The organism is Aeromonas sp. R7-4, from assembly GCF_040908055.1.
GTDB lineage: Bacteria > Pseudomonadota > Gammaproteobacteria > Enterobacterales > Aeromonadaceae > Aeromonas > Aeromonas sanarellii.
In genome coordinates this window covers 1-12,137 of sequence record NZ_JBFODA010000059.1, presented here as the reverse complement: position 1 = coordinate 12,137, position 12,137 = coordinate 1, and the positions used below count along the sequence as shown (strand labels likewise).

At 62.1% G+C, this 12,137-nt stretch carries 9 protein-coding genes and 1 pseudogene; 4 read left to right on the top strand and 6 right to left on the bottom strand.

The features are described from left to right. Positions 1-425 precede the first annotated feature (425 nt). Positions 426-1,622 (top strand): NnrS family protein, encoded by a 1,197-nt coding sequence (locus tag AB5Y72_RS16180; protein ID WP_325783713.1) that lies wholly within the window; start codon positions 426-428, stop codon positions 1,620-1,622. On the opposite strand, the gene AB5Y72_RS16175 is transcribed toward AB5Y72_RS16180, so the two are convergent. Continuing rightward, complete coding sequence (locus tag AB5Y72_RS16175) at positions 1,619-2,194, bottom strand: XRE family transcriptional regulator (protein ID WP_325783712.1); 576 nt, start codon at positions 2,192-2,194, stop codon at positions 1,619-1,621. The genes AB5Y72_RS16180 and AB5Y72_RS16175 overlap by 4 nt on opposite strands. 113 nt (positions 2,195-2,307) lie before the next feature. Between AB5Y72_RS16175 and AB5Y72_RS16170 the strand changes: the two genes are divergently transcribed. Then, positions 2,308-3,459 carry a benzoate/H(+) symporter BenE family transporter gene (locus tag AB5Y72_RS16170; protein WP_368199227.1) on the top strand — a complete coding sequence of 384 codons (1,152 nt, stop codon included), beginning with the start codon at positions 2,308-2,310 and terminating at the stop codon, positions 3,457-3,459. A gap of 147 nt (positions 3,460-3,606) precedes the next feature. Further along, on the top strand, positions 3,607-4,671 hold the full coding sequence (locus AB5Y72_RS16165) for a DUF3103 family protein (protein WP_368199225.1): 1,065 nt from the start codon (positions 3,607-3,609) through the stop codon (positions 4,669-4,671). A 65-nt stretch (positions 4,672-4,736) separates the two neighbouring features. On the opposite strand, the gene metF is transcribed toward AB5Y72_RS16165, so the two are convergent. Next, entirely contained in the window at positions 4,737-5,633 is an 897-nt protein-coding gene (gene metF, locus AB5Y72_RS16160; protein ID WP_042078684.1) for a methylenetetrahydrofolate reductase, read from the bottom strand. A 327-nt stretch (positions 5,634-5,960) separates the two neighbouring features. Here metF and AB5Y72_RS16155 point away from each other — a divergent pair, with 327 nt between their 5' ends. Beyond that, entirely contained in the window at positions 5,961-6,773 is an 813-nt protein-coding gene (locus AB5Y72_RS16155; RefSeq protein ID WP_216991535.1) for a GNAT family N-acetyltransferase, read from the top strand. A gap of 43 nt (positions 6,774-6,816) precedes the next feature. Here the strand turns inward: AB5Y72_RS16155 and AB5Y72_RS16150 are convergent, their stop codons facing one another. The 4 genes and pseudogenes from AB5Y72_RS16150 to AB5Y72_RS16135 form a co-directional block, all read right to left on the bottom strand. Continuing rightward, the gene (locus AB5Y72_RS16150) at positions 6,817-8,274 is read right to left on the bottom strand and encodes an ABC transporter substrate-binding protein (protein WP_216991534.1); all 1,458 of its coding nucleotides are present in this window, start codon (positions 8,272-8,274) and stop codon (positions 6,817-6,819) included. Positions 8,275-8,282: 8 nt separating this feature from the next. Further along, positions 8,283-10,262: a methyl-accepting chemotaxis protein gene (locus AB5Y72_RS16145; RefSeq protein ID WP_216991533.1), complete on the bottom strand. Its 1,980-nt coding sequence runs from the start codon at positions 10,260-10,262 to the stop codon at positions 8,283-8,285. Positions 10,263-10,459: 197 nt separating this feature from the next. Continuing rightward, positions 10,460-10,606 (bottom strand): annotated as a pseudogene (locus AB5Y72_RS16140) (OmpW family outer membrane protein); the annotation flags it as partial. A gap of 8 nt (positions 10,607-10,614) precedes the next feature. Further along, positions 10,615-12,033, bottom strand: coding sequence for an IS66-like element ISUnCu16 family transposase (locus AB5Y72_RS16135; protein WP_201972752.1), 1,419 nt, complete (start codon positions 12,031-12,033; stop codon positions 10,615-10,617). Positions 12,034-12,137 lie beyond the last annotated feature (104 nt).

Below are 12,137 nucleotides of genomic sequence, written 5' to 3'. Positions count from 1 at the left end.
TGGTCACTTCATCAGACATTGATATCAAAAATTGTTTTTGATGCTCGATGCTGTGAGTGCCCACACAGATTGCTTGATTCAAATTGTTAAAGAGCATCACGCTTATCGCGTTGAGGTGGCGCATCTTACGCTCCTCACTTCGAAAGTCAAGCGGTTGTTTTCGCTTTTCTTTCGGCGCTGACTTCACGAGGAAGCTGGCTCATCAGGTTGGCGTGGTCCGCCGTGCTGGTAGGGGCGCATTATAGGGAGCCGCGCCGCGATGACAAGGGCTTTTTCACCACGCCGGTTCGTTTGCTCAGTTATGCAGCAAGCCGGGCTTTTTTCACCCACAACCCTATCGATACTGTCATGCACCGGATTTAAATTGAGTATTTGAAAAGCCACTTTATAATTGGCTTTTCAAATACTCAATTAAGGTCGTCGTCATGCACCAGATCCTGGATAGCCGTAAAGAAGAGCAGATTGTCCCCCTGTTCCGTCTCGGGTTTCGGCCTTTCTTCCTGCTCGGAGCACTGTTTTCGTGCCTGGCCATGCTGGGTTGGCTCGGGCAGCTCAACGGCTGGTTCACTCTGCCCGGAATTGGCAACCCCATCTGGTGGCACGCCCACGAGATGCTGTTCGGCTTTGGTGCTGCCATCGTCGCGGGGTTTCTTCTGACCGCTGTACAAAACTGGACGGCACATCCCGGGGTGCGGAGCTGGTCCTTGGCGCTGATCGTGGCCTTGTGGGCACAGCCGAGGGTATTGTTGCCCTGGCTGGGGGAGGGAAACATCTTCTTGATGGCGGCAGACCTGCTCTGGCTCCCCCTTTGCGCCTGGTTTCTGGCCAAGCCTATCGTAGCAACCCGGCAGTGGCGCAACCTCTTCTTTGTGCCTCTGCTTGTCGTCCTGACCCTGCTCAACGCCGCCAGCTGGTTGTGGCGCGCCGACTGGCCCTTGATAGAACACCTGCTGATCACGGCGGTGCTGCTGTTCTCGACCCTGATTGCGGTGATGGGAGGACGTGTCATCCCCTTCTTCACCGCCAGAGCCACGGGGATGGAGAAAGCCGTTCCTCTGCCGTGGCTGGAGCGAACCGCACTCGCTGCCCTGTGGCTCATCCTGCTGCTCTGGCTGCTGCTCCCCACCCAGTGGGTCACCAGCCTCTATATGTTCCCTCTATATATAGTGGCGGCCGCTGCACACCTCCATAGACAGCTGCGCTGGCGTCCCGCCACCACTGTGGCACACCCCCTGCTGTGGTCGCTGCACCTGGCCTACCTCTTCATTCCTCTGGGGTTGGCCGCTCTGGCCGCGCACTCCGCCGGCTGGCCGATCACCCTGTCGTTGACCAGCCACCTGCTTAGCGCAGGCAGCATGGGTACCATGATCCTCGGGATGATAGCCCGGGTATCCCTCGGTCACAGCGGCAGGGCCCTACAGGTCGGGCACAGGATCACGGTGGCATTTGCGCTGGTCATCCTGTCTGCACTCATGCGGGTATTGCTACCCCTCTGCTGGCCAAACCTGACCCTAACGGGATGGAACCTCAGCGGCTGGAGCTGGATTGCCGCCTACGGCCTGTTCGTCTGGGTCTATGCTCCCATCCTGACCAGTCCCAGAGCAGACGGCCGCCCAGGCTAGTCCCTGGGGGAAGGGGCTGGGTAGTGGATCAGGTTATGGAAGATGGCGGGGGCGATTCCCAGATTGCGATAACCATGGGGGCGATCGGCGGCAAAGCGCACGGCCTCCCCCTGCTCGAGGGAGCGCCACTCCCCGTCGACCAGCACCTCCATAGTTCCGCTGATGACGATCACGTGCTCGGTAACCCCGTGCTCATGGGGTTCTGATTCCCGCTGATAGCCGGGCAACAGGGTCAATTCGAACAGCTCGAAACCAAAACGTCCCTCATAGGGGAAGAGGGGCGCCACCTGCATGCCCTCACCCGCCGGCTGCTGGCGAATGTCGTCGGCAACCCGATAGAGCGTCTCATCCAGGGCATCCGGGGTCGGCTCGATGAAGCTGGAGAAGGAAACCCGAAAGCCGGTGGCAATCTTCCACAGGGTCGCCACCGTCGGGCTGGACTCCCCTCGCTCGATCTGTCCCAGCATGGCCTTACTCACCCCGGTTTCCCGGGCAGCCGCATCCAGGCTCCACCCCCTCTCGGCACGCAGCCCTTTCAATCGCTGGGCCAGATAGCGACTCATCTCCTGCATCTGCTCTCCGATTTTGTCTGAACCATATTGTGCGCCATAACGCACACCGCTATAGTCAAAACCATATTGTACGCAATAACGCACAGACAAGCAGCATCCACAAGGAAGTTCCCATGCCCTTTGCCCTCCCTCACATGGTCGCAGGCCTCATCGCCGTTCTGGTGGGTTACACGAGTTCGGTCGTCTTGATCATCCAGGCCGCCACGGCTGCCGGTGCAGACGCCGCCCAAGTCTCTTCCTGGCTATGGACGCTCGGGATCGGCATGGGAGTAAGCTGCATCTGCCTCTCCCTCTACTATCGCATCCCGGTGCTGACCGCCTGGTCCACTCCGGGTGCTGCCCTGCTCATCACCAGCCTTGGCAATTTCAGCCTGGCCGAAGCCATCGGCGCCTTCATTCTCTCCTCGCTGCTGATCACCCTCTGCGGCATCAGCGGCTGGTTCGATCGGCTGATGCGCCACATTCCGGCTCCCCTGGCGGCCGCCATGCTGGCCGGCGTCCTGCTCAGATTCGGACTGGACCTCTTCAAGGTGGCCCCCCAGGATCCCCTGCTGCTTGGCACCCTGTTGCTGATCTTCCTGCTCGGTCGCCACCTCTGGCCCCGCTACACCATGGTACTGGTGCTGGCTGCCGGCATGTTGCTCTGTACCCTGAGGGGCGATCTGCAACTGAGCGAGGTGCACTGGCAACTCTCCCGTCCGGTGTGGATCTCGCCCTCCTTCACCTTCCAGGCCTTGCTGGGCATCGCCCTGCCACTGTTTCTCGTCACCATGACGTCCCAGAACATGCCAGGCATTGCCATTCTGCGCGCCCATGGCTATCTGCCGGCCACCTCCTCCCTGATCACCTGGACCGGCCTGACCGGCTTGCTGTTGGCCCCGTTCGGTGGTTATGCCTTCAACCTGGCGGCCATCACGGCGGCCATCTGCATGGGCAAGGAGGTGGATCCCGATGCGGCTCGCCGTTGGCCGGCCGCACTCTGGGCGGGCGCCTTCTACCTGATCACCGGCTGTTTCGGGGCGACCGTGGTCGCCCTGTTCAGCGCATTTCCCACCGCGCTGGTGACCTGCGTGGCCGGACTGGCGCTGCTCGGAACCATAGGCAGCAGCCTGCACGGCGCCTTGCAGCAGGGTGGAGAGCGAGAAGCCGCCTTGCTGACCTTCATCATCACCGCCTCGGGGATCAGCCTGCTCGGGGTCGGCTCGGCCTGCTGGGGACTGCTGGTCGGCGTGGCGCTGCATCAAGTCAACCGGCTGCGCGCCTGATCTGACCATCTGGGGAGACCCCAGTGAGACACAGCACATAATTCGGCAGAGATGGTTCACATATGAACCCCATTCCCGTCTAGTGAGAAAGCGGCGCAGATCCTTCCCGACAGGCGTCGCTGTCAGACTCAATACTGGAGAAGAAGAATGAGGAATCAGGCTGTCATCTTATTGCTGGCGCTGCTGGGCACCACCCTTGCCCAAGCCGCCGACACGGACAGGGAGCTGGCCCGTCAGCTCGCACTGCAGCAGAAGCAGTTGCTACCCCAGCTCGCCCAACAGGCGTACCAGAGTCCGCTACCCAAGCTGCTGAAAAAGGCGAGCCCGCGCCTCAAGCGACAGGCCACGGATGCCAACCAGGCCGCCATCCATCGGCAAGGGCTCGAGGGTGAGGCCACACAACTCATGCAGTTGCGGCTGGCCAATCCCGAGCAGGCGAATGCGCTCAAGCAGGGAGCAGAACCCCTGGTTGCCTATGTGCCGAGCGGCGATGAGAAGAGCTGGAGCGCCATCGAGGCGTTCGACGGCGCCGGCAATCCCGTCTATCTCGATGTGAACCAGCCACCGGCGCGGCCGGTGCTGGTGGTGGAAGCAGACCCTATCAAAGCCAAGAATGCCGGTCTGAAGGTGATGCGCAAGGCGCTGGCCGAGGTCGACTTGCAGGCTGCTCCTCGCGCCACCAGCGGGACGGCACCACTCAAGACCAGTATCCTCAAGCAGATCAGGCTCAACGATGATCAGGAGCCCTGGCTGCTGGGAGCAGCCGAGGTCTACGCCGTGGTGGCCGGGGTCAATCCCAGCCGGGATGAGCCCGTGGTGGACATCGTCGACATGCCCTATCTCGATGATGACAACACCGACTACAGCCCGAACCAGATCCTGGTGTACTGGGATCGCTACCGCTGGGGTGCCGTCGACGTCGTCATGATGGAGCAGGACGACAACGTCAACTACAAGGAGCTGAGCGCCCTGCTGATCGAAGCACTCAAGCTCGGCTTCACCGCGGGTGGCGTACCGGAGGCCCTGCCCTTCCTCGACCTCGGCGGCCGTATCGTCAAGGCGCTGCCCGACTCCTGGATGACCAACAACGACGACTATCTCGATACCTTCTATACCCTGGAGCAGGACCAGAGCTATCACCAGTATCCCGGCGCGGCCGGCAATGCGGTCATCACGCTGGAGCCCAAAGAGATCCAGCCGACCCGACCCTGACCCTCATCCAAGACAAAAAGCCAATGAGGAGACTCATTGGCTTTCCTGTATCCGGGGTCGCGGGATCAGGCCTGAGCTTTCGGCCTCACCCCCAGGGTGTGGCAGATGGCGTAGGTCAGCTCGGAGCGGTTCAGGGTATAGAAGTGGAAGTCCTTCACCCCTTCCTGGCTCAGCACCCGCACCTGATCGATGGCGATGCTGGCCCCCACCATGTTGCGCGTCAGCTGGTCGTGCTCCAGCCCCTCGAAACGCTGATGCATCCAGCGCGGGATCTTCACGTTGGTGAAGCCGGCAAACTTGGCCAGGGTCTGGTAGTTGGAGACCGGCAGTATGCCGGGCACTATCTCGGCATCGATGCCGATGGCCGCACAGCGATCACGAAAACGCAGGTAGGTCTCCACATCGAAGAAGAACTGGGTGATGGCACGGTTGGCGCCGGCATCTATCTTGCGCTTGAGGTTGAGCAGATCGGACTGCGCGCTTCTGGCCTCGGGGTGCCCTTCCGGATAGGCGGCCACCGAGATGTCGAAGTCGGCCTCGGACTTGAGCAGGGCGACCAGGTCGGTGGCATACATGTCCGGCTTGTCGAGTCCGGGGGGCAGATCCCCGCGCAGTGCCACTATGTGGCGAATGCCGCTGTTCCAGTAGTCGCGCGCTATGGTGCGCAACTCGTCACGGCTGGCATCGATGCAGGTCAGGTGCGGTGCGGCGATGAGGCCGGTGCGCTCCTTGATGTCCTTGATCACCTTGTGAGTGCGATCCCGGGTGCCCGAATTGGCGCCATAGGTCACGGAGACAAACTTGGGTTCCAGCACCTGAAGTCGCTCGATGGACTGCCAGAGGGTATTCTCCATCCCTTCGCTGTTGGGCGGAAAAAACTCGAAACTGACCGATATGTCGCCACCCAGATCCGCCAGACTCTGGTTGAGTGCTTCAACCTGACGCGCGCTGTGAAATCCCATCTGCTCTCTCCCTGTCCTGCAACCCATTCCTCTACGTCAAAACGGATGTTTGGACGTCTAAACGTCTTTCTATCTTTATGAGAAAACGGATCAAAGTCAACACCGAATTCTCGCTGGCAGAGGGGATAAACGATTTTTTTCTTTTGCAATTCCACCTAAGTAATGACCGGCCCCATCCCAAAATGCCGTCAGGCACGCTATGATGCGGGCGGATCGTCCTGGACGTTCTGAATCTGCGTGTGATTGTTTGGCCGGGTCTCCCGGCCTTTTTTTAACTTCTTTCCCCTCCTGCCGATAATCAATTCAAGCATTTACAGGAGCCTCGTCATGGAAGATCACCCCGGTTTTGCCACCGATCTGCTGTTCGACCGCTATCAGGGCGAGGTGACGGACCATGAGCGATTCTGGGCCGTGTGCACCCCGGGCTCTCCGGACTACTACTTCGGCAACTACCTGTTGCTCCCCACTCCCCCAAGCGATCGTGACAAGGGCTGGCTCGAGGCCAGTTTCGACACCCTGATAGGCCAGGATCCCAGGATCCGCCATCGCACCTTCCAGTGGCCCCTGGCCGAGGGACAAAACAGCCGGGTCGCCGGCTTCGTGGCGGCGGGATACCAGTACATGGAGTGTGTGGTGCTGGCCCTGGAGGCCGATCGCTGGCGTGCGCCGGACCGGGGCAGCGCGGCTCGGGCCCGCCCTTTCAGCGCCGACGACTGGGACGAGTGGCTCGCCTTCGAGCTGGAGGAGCGGGATCCCGCCCATTCGGAGGAGAGCTACCTGCCCTATCTGCGGTCGCGCCGCCACCTCTATGAGGCGATGATCGCCGACGGGCTGGGGCAGTGGTGGGGGATCTGGCATCAGGATCGCCTGATCGCCAGCTGCGGCCTCTTCTTCACCGGTACCATGGGGCGCTTCCAGCTGGTGCGCACCCACAGGGAGTGGCGCAACCAGGGATTCTGCCGCCAACTGCTGAGCCAGGTGGCTCACCAGGGGTTCGAGCGGGCCGCGCGACTCATCATAGTGGCCGACGAGCACTATCACGCCCAGCGGGTCTATCGCGCCCTCGGCTTCACGCCGGTGGCGCGCATCGGCAGCCTCTGCCGATGGCACACCACGCCCGACGAACCTTCACCGCAATAAAAACGGGAGGCAGATGCCTCCCGTTGTCTCATGGGGTCGCCCATCAGGGCTGCGCCGTCTCCAGCTCGCTGGCAAGCGCCTGTTCGACGTCGGTCGAAGCGGCCGATGAGGGGGCGATCACAGCGGGGGCTGGCACGGGCGCAGAGGACGCGATCACCTCCGTCGAGATGGCCGCAGATGGTGCAGGGGTGGCGCTCACCTCTGCCGTGGCGGAAGCGGCAGAGGCCGCCGGCGCCGTGCATTGGCAATCCACCGCCTTGGCCTGCTGACCCTGATGGGGGGCGTACCAACTCTTCAGGCCCTGCTCAAGCCGCTCGGCGGCGGCCTGGGGCGTCGCAGTGCCGAGCAACACCTGCTGGCTCGCCTCGGCCAGCTCGTCCCCGAGCTTGGGAGTGCCACGGGAGAGGATCTGGGTGGCGACCCGGATGGTGGAGTCGCACTGATCCCGCCACTCCATCATCTCCTTTGCCGCCGGGTTCGTGGCCTCGAAGAAGTGGTTGGAGAGGGAGAAGAAGCCCGGCAGCGAGTTGGTATAGAGCTCGGCAAACTGGGAGGTGGTCAGCCACTGCAGGAAGGTCATGGCCGCCTCCTTGTTCTTGCTGGCCGGGTTCATCCCCATGCCGATATCGGTGTGGTCGGTGAAGAAGCAGCCATCCCCCTGCTTGGCGACTGGCGGGCGCATGACACCGAAGTCCACCTTGCCAGTGAAGGGGGCTATCTCCCAGGAGCCTGCGGCATAGAAGGCGGCCTTGCCCGAGGTGAACAGCTCGTTGGTGGTGGCATAGTCCCGGCTCTCGCCCCCTTTACCCAGGTAGTCGCGCCAGCGGGCCAGCTCCTCGAACACCTTGACATACTGCGGGTTGTTGAATCTCTCCTGGCCCCCGATCAGCGCCAGGCGGCCATCCTCCCCCTTCCAGTAGTTGGGGCCTATGTTCTGGAAGCCCAGCTCGGAGGCGACCCAGCTCTCCGAGCCGCTCATGGCGAGCGGCACATAGCGGCCATCCGCCTTCACCTTGTCGAGCGCCGCGAAGAACTGGTCTCGGGTCTGCGGCACCGTCAGCCCCAGCTCGCTGAAAATCGCCTTGTTGTAGAAAAAGCCGTGAATGACCGAGGCCATGGGCACGCAGAAGGTCTGGGCCCCGCTGTCGGTCTGCCAAGGGGACTGGGCGAAGCTCGGGAAGTTCTCCATCCCTGCCATCTCGCTCAACTCCACCAGGTGGCCTGCCTTGAACAGGGCCAGGGAATCGTCGAACGGGCGGCAGGTGATGAGATCCCCCGCCTTGCCCGCCTTCAGGCTGGCCCAGAGGGTCGGCATGTAATCGACGTTCTGCACTCCGTTGAACTTCACCTGGATGCCCGGGTGAGCGGCCTCGAAGGCGGGGATGATCTTCTGTTCCCACAGGGCCTTGTCATCAATACGCCAGCTTTCGATCACCAGCTCGCCAGCCATCAGCTGGCCGCACAACAGGAGACTCAGGGCCCCGATCCACTTGTTAGCCATAAGTCCTCCTACACCTTGAAATGAGCGATCAATTGCTGCTGCTTGGCGACCAGATCCGCCAGCACCTCACTGCTGCTTGCCGATTCCCGCGCCTCGCGCTCGGTCTCGTAAGCCACGTCCGCGATCCCGGCGATATGGCGGGCCACTCCCTGGCTGACCGAGATCTGCTCCTGGGCCGCGTGGGCCACCTGGTCCGCCATCGACTTGATGGAGCTCATCCGCTCGGCGATGGATTGCAGCACCTCGTCCATGACCCGGGTCTGTGCCACGCACCCCTGGGTCTGCTCCTGACTGCGCGCCATCACCTCCACCACGTGCTTGCTGGAGCTCTGCAGGTTCTCGATCATGGACTGGATCTCCTCGGTCGAGGTCTGGGTCCGGTTGGCCAGCGCCCGCACCTCGTCCGCCACCACGGCAAAGCCGCGGCCGGCGTCACCGGCCCGGGCCGCCTCGATGGCCGCATTCAGTGCCAGCAGGTTGGTCTGCTCGGCGATGCTGCGGATCACGTCCAGGATGCTGCCGATGTTGTCGCTGAATTCCCCCAGCTTGTGGGTGATGCCGACCGCCTCTTCCATGGCGCCCGCCAACTGCTCGGTGATCCGGCGCGTGCTGGCCACCTGCTTGCGTCCGGCACGGGCCTCCTCGTCCGCCAGATCCACCTCGCGCTTGGTGCCGTCGGTGGAGCGCGCCACCTCGGTGGCACTCACCTCCAGCTCGGTGATGGCGGCGGCGACCTGATCGGTCTGGCTCTTCTGATCCTGCACCCGGGACATGGCCCTTTCACTGATCTCGGCGGCGCGGCTCGCCTCGTCCACCAGGTGGCGGGAGCCGGCATTGATCTGGGCGAGCAGCTCCCCCGTCTTGTCCGCCAGGGTGTTGATGGAGCGGGTCAGGCTGCCGAACTCGCAGCGGCTCTGATAGTCGATGCGCCGGGTCATGTCGCCCGTGGCCATGCGGTCAAGCTCCCGATCGATGAGCTGCAGCGGGCGCTGGATGCTGCGCGCCGTGGTATAGCCGATGAGGAGGGCGGCGGCAGCCGAGACGGCGGCCACGATCAGGATCCAGACGCTGGCACTGCTGACCGCGTCATCGGCCCCGATCCGGCTCTGGCTGGCGATGCTGCCCGCCGATTTGCCCATCTCGTCCAGCAGCGCCAGGCTGTTGACCAGGCTGGTGTCGAGCTGCTGGTTCAGGGACTGCAACGAGGCGGCGAGTTGCTGGCCGTGACGCATGGTGGCCAGCAGCCCCTGCGGGCCGAGCGCCAGCTCCTGCATCCGGTCCAGGTTGACGACGAAGCGCTGTCTCACATCGTCGGGCACCTGTACCCGCTCGAGCCGCTTGCGCGCCATCTCGATATCCTTGCCGAGAACCTTCTCCAGCTCGTTGAGGTCGGTCTTGGCATCGGCACGACGGATGTTCTTCAGATCCCGGGCGATGCCGGAGGTGATGAGCTCGGCCTTGTTGCGCATGGATCGCTTGCTGGCGGTCTGCTGCAACAACAAGTCGGCGGCCCACTGATAGGTGTCCTCCAGCCGGATGAACGCCAGCTCCAGCTCATGGCGCCGATCGAGGGCGGCGACCCACTGGCCATGCTGGGTCAGCACCTGATCCGCCAGCCCGTAGAACTCACGGGTTGCCCCGTCGACCTGGCGGAACCGCTCACCGGCCTCGGCCACGCCGTCGAAACGGGCCATCTCCTTGCTCTGGGCCAGGAAGCGCTCCTGCTGCGCCTTGAACTGGCTGGCCAGTTGGGGCAACTGGGTGGCATCCTCGCTGGTCCTGTAGGTGAGCACCCAGCGGTTGCTGTCCTGCAGCGCGCCCTTTAGCCCGGCGACCGCGATCACCAGGGGGGTGGCGCGATCCGATACCTGGGACAGTCCCTCGTTGATCCCCCGGATCTTCAGGATACTGATGAAGCCGAGCAGCACCAGAAGCAGCAACATCAGCACAAATCCGGCGATGATCCGCTGCACGATAGATAAACCCATGGAGACATCCTCACTCGTTGGGAAAAGGGGTGAATGGGGAGCTTATCGGCAGCGCGGGACAATGGAAGAGCACTTAGTGATGCGATGGCGCGCCGGATCACAGTTATCCGGCGACACCGGGCAGAAAAGGGCCCGAACAGAGCCGGGCCAAAGAGACATGCTTGGTTGTCATGGCCTTGTGGCGGCCAACCCTGTCATCAGAAGCGGTAGCCGACACCGAACATGAAGGCGACCGGATCGATGGAGGTGTTGATGGTGCCCACGGCGGTGTGCACATCGGTGTCGATGTCGATCAGCCAGGCGGAGGCGTTGACGAACCAGCGATCGTTGATCGCCATGTCCAGGTAACCGTTCACCGGGAGGATGTTGACAACAACTCTTCCGGGAGCGGGTAGTCTGTTTTCTCTATGCAGGCACCGACCACGGCCCTCAGCCATTCCTGCGGACAGCGACCTAACCGCTTGGCTGTCTCTATCAAAGACAAGATGCGCTGCCGAAACAGCTCTCCCCGATGTGACCAAACGCCATAGCTCCCCTTGCGCCACAGCACATACCCGCGTAGCGCCCGTTCCGCCTCATTATTGGTCAAGGCTATCTCGTCGTTTTCCAGAAAACGCCACAGCATTTCATCATCCTTGAGCAGTAGCCGACAGCGACCTCGGTAGCGCTTGCTGCACAGCAAACTGCCTCGCCCCAGCTCTTTTCGCCAGCTTTGCCGACATCGCTCAAGCCTTCGCTGATATTGTTTCTGGCTCAACACGCCTTGTTCATAGCCATGTCGAACCCTGAATACGCTATTTGCGAGAAGCACCAGTCGGGCCCCAATGGGCTGATTGACCTTTTCGCCGCTGTCGGCAATCGCTGCCACATTGCGCAGTACATGGGCCCAGCACAGCTGACGCTGGCTGCTGTCGATGAAACGGTATCCTGCGTACTGGTCTGTCACCAACACGCCATCCAATTCTGAGCCCAGCAGCCGTTTGGCCGCATCCTGACCCCGGCCAAACGCCGTCATGAAACAGACGGCCACCTTGCTCAGTGCCAGCCACATCCAGCGCCGCTCACCACCACGCTGATGCCGTGTTTCATCGGCATGGATACAGGAGGCTGATTGCACTTGTTGTTTGATGGCCTGGTGCGTCGGGGTCAACATGGCACTGACTCGCCCTTGCGCCTCGCTGATGGCGCCGCGACTGAAGCTCAGGCCGAAGTGCTGTTTAAGCTGTTGTTGTATCTGGCTAATGCTCTGGTGAAACAGACCACTTTGCAGGGCGATGTAGCTCAGCAGGTTGGTCCCCATCTGGCTGCTGCTCACCGTCTCGGGCAACGGAGCCGGGCTGGTCTCGATGCAATGACAACAGGTGCCGCTAAAGAGCTGATGTTCGGTCACCCTGTAGCTGACCTCGGGCAGGTCAAAGACCTGATGGACGCGGTAGGGTTTGTCATGAAATACCACATTGCCCCCACAGCAGGCGCACTGTCTGGCAGGGTAATGGGGTATTACCGTCAGCCGTTCATCCGCTGGATGACGCTCACGCCGAGCGCCTTTGTGGCCCGGTTGGGCGCCGCGTTTTTTACCTGAGGCAAGGCGCGGCCGAGCAGGTGGTGGTGAGCCTGGCCCATCACTGGAAGGAGGCTTGGAGGAATTGCCGCTGTGCTGGTTGAGTCGGTCTTCTAGCTCGGCGATGCGCGCCATCAGCTTCTGAATAAGTTCATTAGCCTGCTCAAGGGTCAGCGGCGAAGCGGCCGGTGGGGTCATGGATGTGCTCATGCCCCTGATGGTGCCAAGCTGACAGGATCACGCAAGAGGCAATAGTGGATCACCGGACGATCGTCTCATTTTTTACCTGTCAACTGGTCTGGGTGAACCGTTAC

Bases quoted from the DNA above. Each gene is read 5' to 3' on its own strand.
- AB5Y72_RS16180 (WP_325783713.1), top strand. From the start codon at position 426: ATGCACCAGATCCTGGATAGCCGTAAAGAAGAGCAGATTGTCCCCCTG.
- AB5Y72_RS16170 (WP_368199227.1), top strand. From the start codon at position 2,308: ATGCCCTTTGCCCTCCCTCACATGGTCGCAGGCCTCATCGCCGTTCTG.
- AB5Y72_RS16150 (WP_216991534.1), bottom strand. From the start codon at position 8,274: ATGGCTAACAAGTGGATCGGGGCCCTGAGTCTCCTGTTGTGCGGCCAG.
- AB5Y72_RS16155 (WP_216991535.1), top strand. From the start codon at position 5,961: ATGGAAGATCACCCCGGTTTTGCCACCGATCTGCTGTTCGACCGCTAT.
- AB5Y72_RS16135 (WP_201972752.1), bottom strand. From the start codon at position 12,033: ATGAGCACATCCATGACCCCACCGGCCGCTTCGCCGCTGACCCTTGAG.
- metF (WP_042078684.1), bottom strand. From the start codon at position 5,633: ATGGGATTTCACAGCGCGCGTCAGGTTGAAGCACTCAACCAGAGTCTG.
- AB5Y72_RS16165 (WP_368199225.1), top strand. From the start codon at position 3,607: ATGAGGAATCAGGCTGTCATCTTATTGCTGGCGCTGCTGGGCACCACC.
- AB5Y72_RS16145 (WP_216991533.1), bottom strand. From the start codon at position 10,262: ATGGGTTTATCTATCGTGCAGCGGATCATCGCCGGATTTGTGCTGATG.
- AB5Y72_RS16175 (WP_325783712.1), bottom strand. From the start codon at position 2,194: ATGCAGGAGATGAGTCGCTATCTGGCCCAGCGATTGAAAGGGCTGCGT.